Source organism: Curtobacterium sp. LFS079, assembly GCF_047977865.1.
In the GTDB taxonomy this organism is placed as follows: Bacteria; Actinomycetota; Actinomycetes; order Actinomycetales; family Micrococcaceae; genus Arthrobacter.
Genome location: NZ_JBFPFO010000003.1, coordinates 137,055 through 152,662, shown reverse-complemented (window position 1 = coordinate 152,662; position 15,608 = coordinate 137,055). Strand labels below are relative to the sequence as shown.

Genomic DNA, 15,608 nt, shown 5'->3' with positions numbered 1-15,608 from the left:
TGGTACTTTTCCGGAAGGCCCGGTCACAGGAAGAATGGCGGTATCCCGGTGCGCAAGCTTCTCTCCCTCGCCCGGGACCTCAACTCGATCGGCCCGGCGAACAACGACCGCCTCTCCGCCGTCCGCGTTGCGCTCAGCGTGGCGGTACCCACGCTGTTCCTGCTGGCGATCGGCCGGCCCGAACTCACGTTGTACGCAGTCTTCGGCGGGCTCACCGCAATGTACGGCAGGAATGAAAACCACCAGCTGCGGCTCAAGCACCAGCTCCAGGCGGCGGTGGTCCTGCTGGGCGGCGTCACCGTGGGAACTTTCCTTGCGGTGAACCACATCCACTCCTGGGCACTGGTTGTGGTGGAGGCCCTGTTGGCCGGGGTGGGATCCGTCTACTCCGACCGGGTGCGGCTCAAACCCAACGGGCCGTTCTTCGGCATCCTCGCGCTCGGCGCCTGCGCCTCCGTCCCCCTGGCTGTCCCCTTCGGAGTGGCCGTGCTGATCGCGGCGGTCTCGGCGTCGTTCTCGCTGCTCGTCGGATTCGCGGGCTGGCTCCGGGTCCGAGCCTGGAAGTCCGGCGCCACGCGTCGCGCGCCGCGCCTGACGCCGGGACTCCGGCAGGCCGCCGTCGTGCATGCCGCCCGCTACATGACGGCGGTCGGTGTTGCCGGTGCGGTCGGGGTGCTGAGCGGCAGCGGCTATCCGCACTGGGCGATGGCCGCCGCGGCGGTCCCGCTTGCCGGCGCGGACATGCCCAGTGCCGTCAACCGCGGCATCCACCGCATTGTGGGCACCTTCCTGGGCCTGGGCGTAGTGGCGGTGGTGCTTTTCCCCGGCCCGCTCTCCCCTCTGCAGTACGTCCCGGCGACGGCGGTGCTCGTCTCCCTGGTAATCATCTGCCAGTTCTGCACCGAGCTGTTCATGACCCGGCACTACGGCTGGGCCATGGTGTTCTTCACGCCCGTGATCCTGCTGATGACCGAGCTTGGCGCGCCCGTGGACCCCGGGCGGCTGCTGGCGGAGCGCGCCGCGGAAACCCTCGTGGGCGCGCTGACCGGCATCGCCGTGGTGGTCCTCATCCGTTCGCGGAAGCGCCGTTCCGGGAAGCCGGCAGCGGCCTCCGGGGCGGGCCTGCCGTAAGCCGCGCGGGCAGGACGCGCGCGACGGCGGTCACCACCTTGTAGCGCTTAGTGGGAATCGAGATGGCCTTGCCGGCGTCGTTGTCCGCCAGTGCCTCACTCACCACTCGCTCCGGCTTGAGCCACATCCACCGGGGGGCCACGGACTTGTCCATGCCCATGCGGTCGTGGAATTCGGTGTGGACGAAGCCCGGGCAGAGCGCCGTCACCTTCACCCCGCGGGCCGCGTAGGCCAAGTTCGCCCAGCGGCTGAAGCTCACCTGCCAGGCCTTGGCGGCGGAGTAGCTCCCCCTGTTGGCGAACGCCGCCACGCTGGCCACATTGATGATCCTGCCCGAGCCGCGCTCCAGCATGCCTTGCAGCGCGGCGTGGCACAGTTCCAAAGGGGTCTGGACGTGGAGGCGCAGGTGCCGCTTTTCGTCGTCGACGCTGTTCTTCTCGAAGGAGTGCAGCAGGCCGATGCCGGCGTTGTTGACCAGCACGTCCACCGGACGCCCCGCGTCCAGGAGGCGTCCGACGACGGCGGCCACCCCGGCGTCGTCGGCCAGGTCCGCGGGAAGCACCTCAGCGGAGATGCTGTAATCGCGTTCCAGGACTTCCGCTGTCGCACGGAGCCGGCCGGCGTCGCGCGCCACGAGGACAAGGTGGTGGCCCTCCTCGGCGAGCTGCCGCGCGAACTCAGCCCCCAGCCCGGCGGTAGCCCCGGTGACGAGTGCGGTCAAGGCGTTCGCAATGGCGGTCATACGCCAAGCGTAGTCCTGCCTTCGGCAGACGGGACGCTGCTCTGACCGGCGGCTTCGCGGACCTTCCTGCCGCGGGCATAGCCCACAAGTCCCAAGGCCAGGATGCAGGCGAGCGTGCCCAGTGCGAAGGCCTCGAAGGTGAACTGGGAGACGCCCCAGACGGCTTCGAAGTCGTACTCCAGGCCGAAGAGGACCTCCAGGGTTCCGGGGAACACGGCCACCCACGAACCCACCAGGATCCACAGGAAGCAGATGGCGCCGAGGACCCGGAAGACGGCGTCGGACACGGGGACCTTGAAGGGCCGCTCGGCGTGCGGGAACTTGCTCCGCAGCCTCACAGCCGCGGGAACCGCGAAGAGGTAGCTGAGCAGGAAAGTGGAGATGGCGATGGCCAGGACCACGCCGAACAGTGCGCTGCTGGTGCCGCTGAGCTGCATGGCGGCGAACATGAACAGGGTGGCCACGACGCCGGAGAGGGTGTTGACGCGGATCGGCGTGCCCAGTTTGGGATGGAAGCGGCCGAAGAAGCCTCCGAAGAATGAACCGTCGGCGGCTGCCATGGCCTGCATGCGGTCGCTGATGATCATCCATGCGGCGCCCTGGGACACCAGTACGAAGCAGAAGATGATGGCTGAGACCGCCAGCATGGCCTGCGCGGCCGGGCCGAACACGGTGTAGACGGTGGCCACCGCGCCGAACAGGCCGCCGATGCCGGTGATCTGGTCCAGCGGGACCACCAGCAGGATGGCCAGGATCGGGAGCAGGTAGCTGGCGGCGGCAATCATGGATGAGCGTCCCACGGAGATCGGGACGTCCTTGGCCGGGTTCTTCATCTCGCCGGCGGCGCTGTTGCCGGATTCGAAGCCGAGGAAGGAGAACAGCAGCAGCGGTGTGACGCCCAGGAAGCCTGCCAGAGTGGGCGAGAAGAAGCCGAGGTCCAGTCCGTTGAAGCCGTGCTGCAGCCCGTAGACCAGGGTGACGATGATGAAGAAGGTCAGGAACATCACCTTGAGGATCGCGCCGAGCGAGGGCAGCCATTTGCCGTGCTTCAGGCTGATGACGGCGGAGGTCACCGTGATCCAGATGAACACGAGCTTGAAGATGTAGTCCCCCACACTGCCGGCTTCGACGTGGCCCACGTACTCGGACCAGGTTTCCACCGCGACGAAGGACATGGCGCCGCCCACCCACACCGGCTGGGTGACCCAGGTGAACAGGGAGGTGATGGCAGCGACCACGCGGCCGTAGGCCATTTTCGTCCAGACGTACACCCCACCCTCCTCGGTGAACGCACCGCCGGTCTCGGCGAAGATCAGGCCGTACGGCACCATGAAAGTGACCGCCAGGATGAGGGTCCAGGTGAAGGTTTCGCCGCCGAAACCCGACACTTGGCCCAAGACCTCCACCGAGATGACGGCCGCGACCACCAGCAACAGGATGTCGAAGCGGCCGAGGGATTTCTGCAGATGCTTGCTTTGCTCTTGGGCAAGGCTTGTTTGGGCAAGGCTTGTTTGGGCTGTTGGCTGATCCATGATCGGTCCTTTGCTACTGCTTGAGTTTGCTACTGCGCAAGGTGGGTGGACTGCGCGAGAGGAGTGGACAGTGCGGCACCGTCCGCGCGGCTGTAAACGGCGCGCCCGCCGGCGAGCGTGAGTTCGACGCCGATCCCGCCCAGCGCGGCGGCCTCAACGGCGTACGGGTCGGCGTCGAGCACCACCAGGTCCGCCGCCCTCCCCTCACGGATGGATCCGCGTTCCGCCTCGAGCCGGTTGGCGCGCGCGGCGCCGGTAGTGTGGGCGGCAAGCGCTGCGGTGAGGGTGATGGCCTCCGCCGGCAGGAGCGGCTCGTTCTGCGAACGCGCGTCCCTGGCGTGGGGGTCGGCGGGCGGCGCCGTGCGGTTCACCGCGGTGTGGATTCCCCACAGCGGATCCGGGCTGGAGACGGGCCAGTCGCTGCCGATGGCCAGCCCGACGCCGGCGCGGCGCAGCGTTTCGAAGGCAAAATGGACCCGCTGGTGTGCCTCGTCCAGATAGGGCAGCTTCGTCTCCACCAGCACGGGATCCTGCCGCGCCCAGAGCGGCTGGATGTTCGCGATGGCGCCGGTCGCCGCGAAGCGGGCAACGTCGGCAGGGTCCACCAGGTCCAGGTGTGCGATCTGGTGCCGCGGATCCCACCCCTGGCGGCCGGGCAGCTCGAGGGCGGTGACGCAGTCGCGTACAGCCTGGTCCCCCACGGCGTGCAGGTGCAGATCGAATCCCTCGGCATCAAGCGCCCGGACAATCCGCGCCAAGTCGTCCGCCAGGATCAGGCTCATGCCCAGTTCGTGGGGGTGCCCTTTGTACGGCCTGGTCATGGCCGCGGTGAGGTTTTCGCAGACGCCGTCCACCATGATCTTCACGGCGGTGGCCCGGAAGCGTCCGCGCGCCGCGGACCTGCGTTCCTTGAACAGTTCGATCTGCTCCAGGCCACGACCCCGCTCCCACCAGAGGGCCCCGGTCACCGTGGCAGTCAGGAGCCCGTCCGCTTCCAGGGCCAGGTAGTGCCCGAAGGAATCCGGCATTCCCAGGGCCTGCCCGACGGCGGCATCCTGCCAAGCGGTGACGCCCAGGGAGTGCAGGTAAGACTGCGCGGTGAGCAGCGCCCGCCGGACGTGCTGTTCGTCCGGCTCCGGGATGAGGGCGGACACGAGGTCTGCGGCGTGCTCGATGAGCATGCCGGTGGCCGAGCCTGCGCCGTCGCGGGCGATGATGCCGCCGTCCGGGTTCGGGGTGCTGTCCGTGATCCCGGCGAGTTCAAGTGCCCGCGAGTTCACCCAGGCGCCGTGGCCGTCATGGCTGATGAGGAACACCGGCCGGTCCGGCACCAGCTCGTCCAGCAGCGCGTGGTGCGGGAAGCCGCCGTCGAACACGTCCCCGTACCAGCCCGCCCCCTGGATCCACTGGTCGCGCTGGTGCGTGCGGGCAAAGTCCGCGATCAGGGTCCGGTACTCCACCAGCGAGTGGACGCCGGAGAGGTCGCAGCCGAGCATCTGCATCCCGCCGGCCAGCGGATGGACATGTGCATCCTGGAAGCCGGGGATCAGCGCCTTGCCCGCGAGGTCAATATGCTCGGTCGCCGGTCCGCGCCAGGCGGCGGCGTCCGCGCCGAGGGCCACGATCCTGCCGCCGGCCACGGCAACGGCGTCGCTCAGGGGACGGGACGGGTCCATCGTGTGGACGGGGCCGCCGTCGAAAATCCAGTCTGCGTGGGTCATGGCGTTACTTTCGTGTAGGTCTTGCTGGAGCCGGGCCCGAGCCGCACCAGTGCGGGGGCGGTGCGGGCGATCGCGATGTAGGCAAGCGCGCTCACGCTGAGACCCACCAGCCAGGCGATGTCGATCCCGCCCATCGCCTCGGCCACGGCACCCGTGTAGAAGGGCGTCGCCATGAACGGAACCTGGGCGAGCACGCCGATGGCGAAGACGATCAGGGAACCTGCGTTCCACCGCCCGTAGCGGCCGCCGTCGGAAGCGTAGAACTCATCCACCGCGTAGGAACCGTGACGGATCACGTAGTAGTCCACCAGGTTGACGGCGGACCACGGGATGAGGACGTAAAGCAGCACGCTGAGGAAGCTGAAGTAGGACGAGGCGAAGCTCGTGGCCGCGGCGAGCGCCAGGGCCACGCCCAGCACGTGGAGCACCAGGGAGGTGGCCAGGCGGGCCTTGGCTCCCGGGCGCCAGCCGCTGAAGAAGGTTTCCACGAACGTCAGGGCGCACAATGCGCTGCAGTAGGCGTTGACGGAGTTTCCGGCGGCAGCCACCAACGCGAACCCCACCAGGACCACGACGCCGAGCACCGGGCCGAGGATGCCGTTGAGCCCGGTCATGGTGTCCGCACCCGCCACGGCGAGCCCGACGCCGGCACCCAGGATCATCAGCAGGGCGCTGGAGAGTACGCAGCCCAGGTACGTTCCCCAGAAGGCGCCCCGGGTGCCGGTCCTGGCCGGCATGTAGCGGGAATAGTCCGACACGTAGGGTGCATAGGTCAGCTGCCAGACGATTCCGATGGCCAGCATTGCCAGGAAGCCGGTCCAGGTGAAGTCGCCGTGGTTCATTTGCGCCCAGAAGTCGCCGCTGGCAAGCAAGGCGACGAAGGAAACCAGCACCAGGGCGCCGACGATGTACGCTCCCAGCTCAGTGACCTTGCGGACCAAGTTGTAGCCGAACGCCGCGATGGCGAAGCTCAGCGCGGCGCAGCCGACGATCAGGCCGGTCCCGCTGGCTTCCGGCAGCAGTGCCGTGGTGGAGTCCGAGGAAACAATCAGGTTCGAGGAGAAGTACCCGACGAACATCAGGATCGCCACGAGCACAATGAGGCTTGCGCCGCGCGAACCGAACTGGCCGCGGGCCTGGAGCATTTGCGGAACGCCCAGCTGCGGCCCCTGGGCGGCGTGCAGGGCCATTCCGATGCCGCCCAAGGCGTGGCCCAGCAGGATGGCAAGCAGCGCCCCCGCCATGGGAAGGCCGAGGAGCGTGGTGGCGGTCGCGCCGGTCACCACGGTCAGCGGTGTCATGTTCATGCCGAACCAGATGGTGAAGAGTTCCCGGGAACGGCCATGCCGCGCTTCCTCGGGGATGGGGGCAATGGATTCCTGTTCGATTTCGAAAAGCCGTGAACGGAGCATCGTTTTCATGAAAGGCAGTCCTTAGGAAATTGGACGGATGCTTGCAGATTTGGCGGCTGGCCCTCCCCCTGGATTCTCTGCGGGCCGGCCTGCTCTGCTGTCAGGACCAGCGTAGGAGCGTGAGTTGCATCACGTAAATAAGGGAATGGCGATGTGGATCATCACTTTCTCCGATGCACTTAGCCGAACTGGATCCACGTCGTCTTGGGGGCCGTGTAGTTGTCGAAGGCGTGCAGGGACAGATCGCGCCCGAAGCCGGACTGCTTGAAGCCGCCGAATGGCGTGGTGTTGCCCAAGGCATCCACGGTGTTAACCGAGACCGTGCCGGCCAGCAGTTCCCCCGCCACCCGGTGGGCGCGGGAGAGGTTGGATGTCCACACGGAGGCGGCCAGGCCGTAGTCTGTGGCGTTGGCCAGCCGCACCGCTTCCTCCTCGGTCTCGAAGGCCTGCAGCACGGCCACCGGCCCGAAGATCTCCTCCCGGTGGACGTCGTGGTCCGCAGCCAGGCCGCCCAGCAGTGTGGGCTCGAGGTACGCGTCGGAGCCGCGGATTTCCCGGCGTTCGCCGCCGAAAAGCACCTCACCTTCGGTGCGGCCGCGCGTGATCCAGCGTTCGACGTCGTCGGCGTGCGCGCTGCTGATCAGCGCCCCGTTGCCTTCCAGGCCGGCCAGCGGATCCGCCGGCGCGTAGCCGGCCGCGGCACCGGCGAGCAGGGCCGCGAACTCGTCATGGACTTCCCGCTGGACCAGGATCCGCGAGTTGGCCGAGCACACCTGCCCCTGGTTGTAGAACGCCCCGAAGGCGGCCTTGGCAGCTGCGGCGGCGAGGTCATCCGTGTCCGCGAAAATGATGTTGGAGCTCTTGCCTCCGGCCTCGAGGCTGAGCCGCTTGAGGTTGCTGCGCCCGGACGCTTCAAGCAAGGTCCTGGAAACGGCCGTCGAGCCGGTGAACGCCAGCGCGTCGACGTCCATGTGGTGCGCCAGCGCAACTCCTACCTCGCGGCCCGAACCGGTGACGACGTTCAGCACGCCGTCCGGGAGTCCTGCCTCGCCGGCCAGTTCGGCCAGCCGCAGGACACTGAGGGAGGTCTGCTCAGCAGGCTTGAGCACCAGGGTGTTCCCGGCCGCCAGCGCGGGAGCGAGCTTCCAGACGGCGATCTCCAGCGGAAAGTTCCAGGGCACGATGGCGGCAACGACGCCCAGAGGCTCGCGTGTGACGAGCGCCGTGGCCCCCGAAGGTACCGCCGGCAGTTCCCCGCTCTGCTTGTCGGCAGCCTCCGCGTACCAGCGCAGGGTGGAGATGGCTCCCGGGACGTCCACGGTGGTGGTCTGCAGGATCGGCTTTCCGCTGTCCAGGGTTTCCAGCAGTGCCAGCTCATCGGCGTGGCGCTCCATCAGCGCGGCCAGCGCCAACAGCAGCCCCTTCCGCCCCTCGGCCCCCAGACGGCACCAGGCAGGGAAAGCGCGCCGTGCCGCGGCAACCGCACGGTCGACGTCGGCGGCAGTGCACGCGCTCAGCTCGGCGAGGACCCGCCCGTCGATGGGGCTGATGGTGGGGCGCGGCGGTTGCCCGGCGGATGTCCGGCGACCGTCCACGAAGGCGCGGCCGTCGATCGCCAGGGCGTCAGCCCGGCCCTGCCAGCCGAGGGAAAGAGTGGCGGAAGTGGTGTTCATGGTTGCTCCTTTTTCAGGGTTGCTTGTGGTTTCAGGCTTGCTTGTGGGGTTGGAAGGTCGTTCGTGGATGCTTCATTTGGGCGGACCGATGCAGGCGGAGCGCCGCGGAAGCGCCTGCCATGCAGGCCAGTTCGACGGCGATGAGGACGAGCATGGAGCCCGAATGGCCGGGCAAAGCCGAGGCCGCCCCGCCCGCTCCGTGGTGTCCCCCGGCGCCGGACGATGCCAGCAGCACCAGGTGGATGAGGATCATGGCGGCGCTCATGGCGAGCAGATGCCCGGCAGCCCGTCCCGCACAGAGCGGCCGGGCGGCCATCGGGGAAGCGCAGGCCAGGCAGGCCACACCCATCGCCGCCATCAGCCAGGTCATGGCCCCGGCAGGCGTGGCCAGGGCGGCTGCCACGTGGGCGGCGGCTCCGGCGCCCACGGATGCGCCGACGATACCCGCCGGAATCCGGGCGCGCCCGGCGCGGGCCGCGTGCGGTACTGCTGCGTGGTCCATGGATTTCCTGCCTGCCCGGCGCCGAACAAGCGAAGGACTTTACGCCGGGGCTGTGAGGTGGCTAACATCAAAGCGTTGGTTGAACAGTTGTACCATCAAAATCAGACTTCAGGAAGTGCCATGACCCTTCAAACGACCCCCTTGGCCACCTTGGCGCAGCACCCGCTTGAGCAGCTCTCGGGCCCGGAAATCCACCAGGTCCGCCGGATCCTCGCGGACGCAGGCCTGGTGGCCGACACCGCCCGCTTCGCCTACGTCGGCCTGGTTGAGCCGCCGAAATCCGCCCTCTACACGGCCCCGGGCGCGGGCGCGGCGCCAGACCGCACAGTGCGGGCAATGCTGTGGGATGCGGCCCTGTCCCGCTCCCTCGACGTCCGGCTGTCCCTCACGAGCGGCACTGTCCTTGAGAAGCGCGAGCTGGATCCCGCCGTCGACGGCCAACTGCCGGTACTGATCGAAGAGTTCGGGATCATCGAGGACATCCTCGCCGCGGACCCGCAGTGGAACGCCGCCCTCGCATCGAGGGGCCTGACGCCGGAGCAGGTGCGCGTCGCGCCGCTCTCCGCCGGCGTTTTCGAGTACGAAAACGAGGAGGGCAAGCGCCTGCTCCGCGGCCTCGGCTTCCGGCAGGACCACCCGGGCGACCACGCCTGGGCACATCCGATCGACGGCCTGGTGGCGTTCGTCGACGTCGAGAAACGGCGGGTGGACCACCTGATCGACGACGGCCCCGTCCCGGTCCCGGAGATCAACGGAAACTACACCGAGCCGGCCATCCACGGGGAACTGCGCACGGACCTGAAACCGATTGAGATCACCCAGCCCGACGGCCCCAGCTTCACCTTGGTGGGCAACCACCTCTCTTGGGCCGGCTGGGACCTGCGGGTCGGCTTCGATGCCCGCGAAGGACTGGTGCTGCACCAGCTCCACCACACGCACAGCGGCCGGCGGCGCCCGGTGGTGCACCGCGCGTCGATCTCCGAGATGGTGGTTCCCTATGGCGATCCGTCCCCGTACCGGAGCTGGCAGAACTACTTCGATTCCGGCGAATACCTGGTCGGCCGGGACGCGAACTCGCTCAGGCTCGGCTGCGACTGCCTGGGCGACATCACCTACATGTCCCCTGTGGTGGCGGACGACTTCGGCAACCCGCGCACGATCGAGAACGGCATCTGCATCCACGAAGAGGACGCCGGCATCCTGTGGAAGCACACGGACGAATGGGCCGGCTCCAACGAGGTGCGCCGCAACCGCCGCCTGGTGGTCTCCTTCTTCACCACGGTAGGCAACTACGACTACGGCTTCTACTGGTACCTCTACCTGGACGGCACCATCGAGTTCGAAGCAAAGGCCACCGGCATCGTGTTCACGGCGGCCCTGCCGGACAACTCCTACGCCTACGCCTCCGAAATCGCCCCCGGCCTGGGCGCGCCCTACCACCAGCACCTTTTCAGCGCCCGCCTGGACATGATGCTCGACGGCGACACGAACCGCGTGGAGGAACTGGACCTCGTGCGCCTGCCCAAGGGTCCGGGCAACCCGCACGGCAACGCCTTCACCCAGAAGCGGACCCTGTTGGCGCGCGAATCGGAGGGCGTGCGCGACGCCGACGGCAGCAAGGGACGCGCCTGGCACATCAGCAACCCGGAGTCCTTGAACCAGCTCGGCCACCCCGTGGGCTACACCCTCTACCCCGAAGGACAGCCCACCCTGGCCATGGCGGACGATTCCTCGATCGCCTCGCGCGCCGCGTTCGCCCGGCACCACCTCTGGGTCACCCGGCACGCCGAGGACGAGCTCTACGCGGCGGGCGACTTCGTCAACCAGCACCCGGGCGGCGCCGGACTGCCGGCCTACGTGGCGCAGGACCGCGACATCGACGGCCAGGACCTGGTGGTGTGGCACTCCTTCGGCCTGACGCATTTCCCGCGCCCGGAGGACTGGCCCGTGATGCCCGTGGACACCACCGGCTTCACGCTGAAGCCGCACGGCTTCTTCGACACCAACCCCACGCTCAACGTGCCGCCGTCGTCCGCAGGCCATTGCGCCGCGTCAGCCACAAACACCACATCCGCCGCAAACAGCACGCCGAGCTGCCACTGATAGTGTGGCGACGGCCGGGGCCCGTGCCCGGCCGTCGTCGCACGTCCCGTCCGCGGCATCCCGAAATCCCGGCATCCGGAAAGGAGCAGCATGCCCCGCTTGGTCGACCACCAGGAACGGCGCCGTGCGATCATCGAAACCACGTGGCGGCTGATCGCCGGGCAGGGCATCGAGAACGCCAGCATGCGCGACATCGCACGGGAATGCGGATACGCCGCACCAGGCGTGCTGGCCCACTATTTTCCCAACAAGGACGCGCTGCTCCTGGCGTCCTACGAACTGATCTGCGAGCGCACCAACGAACGCATTGCCTCCGGCACCGCCGGCCGCCGCGGCCTCGCAGCGCTGCGCAGCATGTGCCTCGAGATCATCCCGGCGGACCCGCTGACCGTGGTCGAGGCGCGCGTCGCCGTGTCCTTCTGGCAGCGGGCCCAGACCGAGGATGCGCTGCGCGCCGTGGGCCGGGAGGCGCTGCTGCATTGGCGTGGCCTGTTGATGGACTTCCTCGCCCAGGCGGAGCACGACGGCGAATGCGCACCTTTGGCCGACCCGGATGCGGTTGCCGACGAGCTGCTGAACATCATGATGGGCCTGCATGTGACCTCCATGCTGGACCCGGACAGTGTCACAGGGTCCCGGCAAAGGCACCTGGTGGAGCGGGCGCTGGCGCGGCTTGTGGCCTCGGAAACTCTGCCACCCGATTAGACGGTTCCCGTACTACTAGACGGTGGCCGCCGTCGAATGGTGCGGGAACCGTCTAATCGGGCACTCCAGGAGCAACTAGCCCCGCGCCGCCTTCGCCGCGACGATCTGGTGCCGGACCGCCTGAGCCACGGCACGTACCCGCGCTGTGGGGCGCTGTGTCCGCAGGTAGGCGAGCACCGTCCTCAGCTCCGGCACGTCGTCCTGGATTTCCACCGTTGCCAGCTTGCCGCCGTCGTAGGTCAAGCCGTGCTGCGGGCGCTGGTGCAGGATCGAATAGCCCAGGCCCCGCGCCACGAAGGTGCGCACGGTTTCGTAGCTTGCCGAACGGAACCTGACGTCCGGCTCCCGGCCGCCCAAGCGGGCGATGGACAGCATGAGGTCGCGGCTGTGCGGCAGGTCCAGCAGCACAAAGGGCTCATCCTTGAGGGCGGACAGTTTCACCCTGCCCGCACTGGCAAGCTTGTGGTCCGACGGGACTGCCAAGTAGGGCCTGGCGGAATCGACCACGGAGGTTGCGATCGCCTCGGGGAGGTCCAGTTCGTAGCACAGGGCGAGGTCGGCCTGCCCGCTGAGCAGCGCCGCAACGCAACCCGAGGTGTCGGCTTCGATGACATCCACTTCCAGGGCGGGGTGGTCTTCCCGCAGCTTGCTCAGGATGCCCGGAAGCAGGAACGGCGCCAGGGTGCTGAAGCAGGCCACGCGGATGCGCCCGGCAACGCTTTGGGTTTCCCCGCGCGCATGGTCAAGGCTTTCCTCGACGTGGGCCAGGATGGACTGCGCATCACGCAGGAACAGCTCGCCCGCGGGCGTGAGGACCAGGCCCTTGGAGCGCTGCCGAATGAAGAACTGGGTTCCCACATGGCGTTCCAGCTGGGCGATTGCGGCCGACACCGCGGACTGTGCAACGTTCAGCCGGACGGAAGCACCCGTCATGGAAAGCCGGGCCGCGGCCTCGACGAAATACCGCAGTTGGGTGAGGGTGACGTCCATTCCACGAGCATAGCCAATTCATCTGTTTTTTCGATACAACCGTTCTAAAAGGACTGTTGGACAGATTCCGGGGACCGGCGGGAAGCTGATTCAAAAGCATCCACCCACCGAATCGAAGAGGCAGCGGCCCGTGAAGCATCAGCGCATCCGTACGTTCAACACGAAGGAAACCTACCCGGAACAGAATCTGGACAACGACCTCTGCCAGGCCGTGGTGGCCAATGGCGTTGTCTACCTCCGGGGCCAGATCGGACAGGACCTGGAAACGCGGGAGTCCGTGGGCATCGGCGACGTCGAGGCCCAGGCAGAGAAGGCCATGGCCAACATCGACATGCTGCTCAAGGAAGCCGGCAGCAGCCTCGAAGACATCGTCAAGGTCACCGTCTACATCATCGATCCGCGCTACCGCGAGCCCGTCTACCGCACCATGGGCCGTTGGCTCAAGGGCGTGTTCCCGGTCTCCACAGGCATCGTCGTCTCGGCACTCGCCAGGCCGGAATGGCTCGTGGAAATCGATGCCACCGCCGTGATTTCTTCGGAGGGCGCGGCATGACCTTCAGCATCGCAGCCACCGACGGAAACGGCAGGTTCGGCCTCGCGGTTTCCTCCTCCTCGCCCGCCGTCGCCGCCCGCTGCGCGCACCTGCGCGACGGCGTCGGGGCCGCCAGCTCGCAGAACATCACCGACCCCCGGCTCGGCACCGCACTGCTCGACCGCCTCCAGGCGGGATACTCCGCGCAGGAGGCGGTGGACGCCGTCGTGCACGAATCCCCCGCCGCCGCCTACCGGCAGCTGGTGGTCCTTGACGCCCGCGGCGGTTCCGCGGTATTCAGCGGCGGGCATTCGCTGGGCGTGATCGGCGAGGGCCGCGGCACCAACAGCGTGGCCGCGGGCAACATGCTTGCCGGCCCCGGGGTGGTGCAGGCTCTCTGCGATGCCTTTGAAGCCGCAGACGGCGAGCTGGAGGTCCGGCTGATGGCCGCCCTCCGCGCGGGCGAGGCGGCCGGTGGAGAGGCTGGGCCGGTGCGCTCGGCCGGCATGTCGGTGGTCTCCGGCCACGGCTGGCGGGACACGGACCTGCGCGTCGACTGGCACGAGGACCCGATCGCCGAGCTCGGCAAGCTGCTGGACGTCTGGCTTCCGCAGCGCAACGACTACGTGGTGCGCGGCCTCGACCCCGCGGCCTCCGTGGGTTACGGAGTGCCCGGCGATGAGCGCTGAGGCGGCCGCGCTGAATGCGGGCACCCAGACCCGGGCCCGGGTCCTCGAGTCGGTCGCCGGGCAGCAGCCTGCTTTGGTCGGGCTTTCAGAGACGCTGCACGCCAACCCGGAGCTCGGCTGGCAGGAGCACCGCGCCGCCGGCTGGACTGCCGCCTACCTGGCCGGGCACGGTTTCGCCGTCGAGGAAGGGTATCTGGGCTTCCCGACGGCGATCCGCGCCGTCGTCGGGAACGGCTCGCGGCGCGTCGGGCTCATGGCGGAGTACGACGCGCTTCCCGGCCTGGGCCACGCCTGCGGCCACAACATCATCACCGCGGTCTCCTGCGGTGCCGCCGTCGCCCTGGCGGAGTTTGCCGCCGAGCGGGACCTGACGGTGGAGGTTTACGGAACCCCCGCGGAAGAAGGCGGCGGCGGGAAGATCGAGCTGCTCAAGAAGGGCGCCTTCCTGGGCCTGGACCTGGCCATGATGGCCCACCCCAGCCCGGTGGACTCCGCCGAGGCGCGGCCCTTCGCCGTGGCCCACAACCATGTGGAATACCGCGGAAAGTCGGCGCACGCGGCGGCCTATCCCGAGCAGGGCGTCAACGCCAACGATGCCTTCGTGGTCGCCCAGGTTGCCCTGGGTCTGCTCCGCCAGCAGCTGCCGTCCGGCACCCGCGTCCACGGCATCCAGACCCGCGGCGGCGAAGCACCCAACGCCATCCCCGAAAAAACCGAAGGCCGCTGGTACGTCCGCGCCGAATCTCTCGCGCAGCTGGGCGAGCTGGAGCAGCGGGTCCATCGCTGCTTCGCAGCCGGTGCCGTGGCGTCCGGCTGCGAACTCTCGGTCACCCCGGAATCCGAACCCTATTCGGAATTCCGCACCGATCAGCGGGCGCTGGAGCTGTACATCCGGCACGCGGAATCCCTGGGCAGGGACTTCAACGCGCCGCCCGAACAGGCGACCATGAACCGGGCATCAACCGACATGGGCAACGTGTCGCAGGTTGTCCCGGCCATCCACCCGTACATCGGCTTGGGCTGCTTCCCCGCGGCCAATCACCAGCCCGAGTTCGCCGCGCACTGTGTCGGGGAGGCGGCTAACCAGGCAATTCACGACGGCGCTGCCGCCCTTGCGCTGACAGCGCTGGACTTCCTGGCGGACTAGCCAGGCGGTTCCGGGCCGCTCGATGCCAGTAGGCAGCCTCGGGGACTTCGCGGTCCCCGAGGCTGCCGTGCTCGCGGCGGGTGTTCGAGCGGCCTCAGGCGAAGTCAGGGAAGATGTCGGCGTCGAGTTCTCCCATCAGGGCATCCGAAGTTTCCGGTTTGTTGGCCCAGGCCCGCACGGGCTCCAGCAGGTGGGGGAGGACTGTCTGGATGCGTGTACCCCCGAGGGCGAACGTCGGAGCATTGAGGGCTCCGAGACTGCGGCGCTTCATCGTTCGCCTCCACTGAAAGCGGGGGTGTACACGGGCTGGCGGAGTCCGGTGTCGGGTGAATGGCCGAAACGGGGGGCTCCGGCATGGAAGCCAGCGTCCGGCCCGAACCCCTCGCGGGCAAGGTCATGAAGCATCTGATAGTAGCCGGAGAGGGCCAGGGGCGGCACCTGGTGCAGGGAGGCAATGGTCGCGTGGGGTCGGTCCACGCGGAACAGGGCGAGGATCGCCCGGTCCTCCTGCGCATCATCCAAGGTCCGGTAGTCCCCGATCGGGCAGTCTGCCGTGAGTGCCTGGGCGTAGCGGCTGAGGCGTTCGACCGGTGTAAGGTTTCCGGCTCGGTGCCAGACGTGGACGACATCGGTGCTATCCATCTTGACCATCGGCTCCTTGGTGATGATCTGAGCGGTTCAGGGGCTCCGTTCCCCCGCCCCTTTGATACACTTGAGTTTAGAACTCTG

Annotated in this window: 15 protein-coding genes; 6 read left to right on the top strand and 9 right to left on the bottom strand. The window is 68.2% G+C overall.

Annotation, left to right across the window (positions count from 1 at the left end):
• The first annotated feature begins 48 nt into the window (after positions 1-48).
• Positions 49-1,131: an FUSC family protein gene (locus ACNQPB_RS06595; RefSeq protein WP_498750163.1), complete on the top strand. Its 1,083-nt coding sequence runs from the start codon at positions 49-51 to the stop codon at positions 1,129-1,131.
• Here the strand turns inward: ACNQPB_RS06595 and ACNQPB_RS06590 are convergent.
• The 6 genes from ACNQPB_RS06590 to ACNQPB_RS06565 form a co-directional block, all read right to left on the bottom strand.
• A complete protein-coding gene (locus tag ACNQPB_RS06590; protein ID WP_498750162.1) occupies positions 1,067-1,873 on the bottom strand; it encodes an SDR family NAD(P)-dependent oxidoreductase in 807 nt (268 codons plus the stop codon). The genes ACNQPB_RS06595 and ACNQPB_RS06590 overlap by 65 nt on opposite strands.
• Entirely contained in the window at positions 1,870-3,405 is a 1,536-nt protein-coding gene (locus ACNQPB_RS06585) for an APC family permease (RefSeq protein ID WP_498750160.1), read from the bottom strand. Before ACNQPB_RS06585 ends, ACNQPB_RS06590 begins: the two co-directional genes overlap by 4 nt.
• Before the next feature lie 29 nt (positions 3,406-3,434).
• Entirely contained in the window at positions 3,435-5,126 is a 1,692-nt protein-coding gene (locus ACNQPB_RS06580; protein WP_498750159.1) for an amidohydrolase, read from the bottom strand.
• A complete protein-coding gene (locus ACNQPB_RS06575) occupies positions 5,123-6,547 on the bottom strand; it encodes a purine-cytosine permease family protein (protein WP_498750157.1) in 1,425 nt (474 codons plus the stop codon). The genes ACNQPB_RS06580 and ACNQPB_RS06575 overlap by 4 nt, the downstream gene beginning before the upstream one ends.
• Before the next feature lie 170 nt (positions 6,548-6,717).
• The gene (locus ACNQPB_RS06570; protein ID WP_498750155.1) at positions 6,718-8,211 is read right to left on the bottom strand and encodes an aldehyde dehydrogenase family protein; all 1,494 of its coding nucleotides are present in this window, start codon (positions 8,209-8,211) and stop codon (positions 6,718-6,720) included.
• Between the two features lie 31 nt (positions 8,212-8,242).
• The gene (locus tag ACNQPB_RS06565; protein WP_498750153.1) at positions 8,243-8,713 is read right to left on the bottom strand and encodes a hypothetical protein; all 471 of its coding nucleotides are present in this window, start codon (positions 8,711-8,713) and stop codon (positions 8,243-8,245) included.
• Between the two features lie 120 nt (positions 8,714-8,833).
• On the opposite strand from ACNQPB_RS06565, the gene ACNQPB_RS06560 reads away from it, so the two are divergent.
• Positions 8,834-10,816: a primary-amine oxidase gene (locus tag ACNQPB_RS06560; RefSeq protein WP_498750151.1), complete on the top strand. Its 1,983-nt coding sequence runs from the start codon at positions 8,834-8,836 to the stop codon at positions 10,814-10,816.
• Positions 10,817-10,906: 90 nt separating this feature from the next.
• Positions 10,907-11,521, top strand: coding sequence for a TetR/AcrR family transcriptional regulator (locus ACNQPB_RS06555; RefSeq protein ID WP_498750150.1), 615 nt, complete (start codon positions 10,907-10,909; stop codon positions 11,519-11,521).
• 75 nt (positions 11,522-11,596) lie between these two features.
• On the opposite strand, the gene ACNQPB_RS06550 is transcribed toward ACNQPB_RS06555, so the two are convergent.
• Positions 11,597-12,511, bottom strand: a complete 915-nt coding sequence (locus ACNQPB_RS06550) for a LysR substrate-binding domain-containing protein (protein ID WP_498750148.1) — start codon at positions 12,509-12,511, stop codon at positions 11,597-11,599.
• 130 nt (positions 12,512-12,641) lie between these two features.
• Here ACNQPB_RS06550 and ACNQPB_RS06545 point away from each other — a divergent pair, with 130 nt between their 5' ends.
• Genes ACNQPB_RS06545 through ACNQPB_RS06535 form a run of 3 tightly spaced genes read left to right on the top strand, consistent with a single transcriptional unit; the run spans position 12,642 to position 14,879 of the window.
• A complete protein-coding gene (locus tag ACNQPB_RS06545) occupies positions 12,642-13,064 on the top strand; it encodes a RidA family protein (protein WP_498750146.1) in 423 nt (140 codons plus the stop codon).
• Positions 13,061-13,732 (top strand): DUF1028 domain-containing protein, encoded by a 672-nt coding sequence (locus ACNQPB_RS06540; protein ID WP_498750144.1) that lies wholly within the window; start codon positions 13,061-13,063, stop codon positions 13,730-13,732. The genes ACNQPB_RS06545 and ACNQPB_RS06540 overlap by 4 nt, the downstream gene beginning before the upstream one ends.
• Positions 13,722-14,879 (top strand): M20 family metallopeptidase, encoded by a 1,158-nt coding sequence (locus ACNQPB_RS06535; RefSeq protein WP_498750142.1) that lies wholly within the window; start codon positions 13,722-13,724, stop codon positions 14,877-14,879. Before ACNQPB_RS06540 ends, ACNQPB_RS06535 begins: the two co-directional genes overlap by 11 nt.
• A 94-nt stretch (positions 14,880-14,973) precedes the next feature.
• Here ACNQPB_RS06535 and ACNQPB_RS06530 read toward each other — a convergent pair whose 3' ends face one another.
• Positions 14,974-15,150, bottom strand: a complete 177-nt coding sequence (locus tag ACNQPB_RS06530) for a hypothetical protein (RefSeq protein ID WP_498750140.1) — start codon at positions 15,148-15,150, stop codon at positions 14,974-14,976.
• Positions 15,147-15,521: a hypothetical protein gene (locus ACNQPB_RS06525; RefSeq protein WP_498750138.1), complete on the bottom strand. Its 375-nt coding sequence runs from the start codon at positions 15,519-15,521 to the stop codon at positions 15,147-15,149. The genes ACNQPB_RS06530 and ACNQPB_RS06525 overlap by 4 nt, the downstream gene beginning before the upstream one ends.
• Positions 15,522-15,608: the final 87 nt, after the last annotated feature.

Coding starts and splice junctions, on each gene's coding strand:
- ACNQPB_RS06590 (WP_498750162.1), bottom strand. CDS start 1,873: ATGACCGCCATTGCGAACGCCTTGACCGCACTCGTCACCGGGGCTACC.
- ACNQPB_RS06585 (WP_498750160.1), bottom strand. CDS start 3,405: ATGGATCAGCCAACAGCCCAAACAAGCCTTGCCCAAACAAGCCTTGCC.
- ACNQPB_RS06580 (WP_498750159.1), bottom strand. CDS start 5,126: ATGACCCACGCAGACTGGATTTTCGACGGCGGCCCCGTCCACACGATG.
- ACNQPB_RS06575 (WP_498750157.1), bottom strand. CDS start 6,547: ATGAAAACGATGCTCCGTTCACGGCTTTTCGAAATCGAACAGGAATCC.
- ACNQPB_RS06570 (WP_498750155.1), bottom strand. CDS start 8,211: ATGAACACCACTTCCGCCACTCTTTCCCTCGGCTGGCAGGGCCGGGCT.
- ACNQPB_RS06565 (WP_498750153.1), bottom strand. CDS start 8,713: ATGGACCACGCAGCAGTACCGCACGCGGCCCGCGCCGGGCGCGCCCGG.
- ACNQPB_RS06560 (WP_498750151.1), top strand. CDS start 8,834: ATGACCCTTCAAACGACCCCCTTGGCCACCTTGGCGCAGCACCCGCTT.
- ACNQPB_RS06555 (WP_498750150.1), top strand. CDS start 10,907: ATGCCCCGCTTGGTCGACCACCAGGAACGGCGCCGTGCGATCATCGAA.
- ACNQPB_RS06550 (WP_498750148.1), bottom strand. CDS start 12,511: ATGGACGTCACCCTCACCCAACTGCGGTATTTCGTCGAGGCCGCGGCC.
- ACNQPB_RS06540 (WP_498750144.1), top strand. CDS start 13,061: ATGACCTTCAGCATCGCAGCCACCGACGGAAACGGCAGGTTCGGCCTC.
- ACNQPB_RS06535 (WP_498750142.1), top strand. CDS start 13,722: ATGAGCGCTGAGGCGGCCGCGCTGAATGCGGGCACCCAGACCCGGGCC.
- ACNQPB_RS06530 (WP_498750140.1), bottom strand. CDS start 15,150: ATGAAGCGCCGCAGTCTCGGAGCCCTCAATGCTCCGACGTTCGCCCTC.
- ACNQPB_RS06525 (WP_498750138.1), bottom strand. CDS start 15,521: ATGGATAGCACCGATGTCGTCCACGTCTGGCACCGAGCCGGAAACCTT.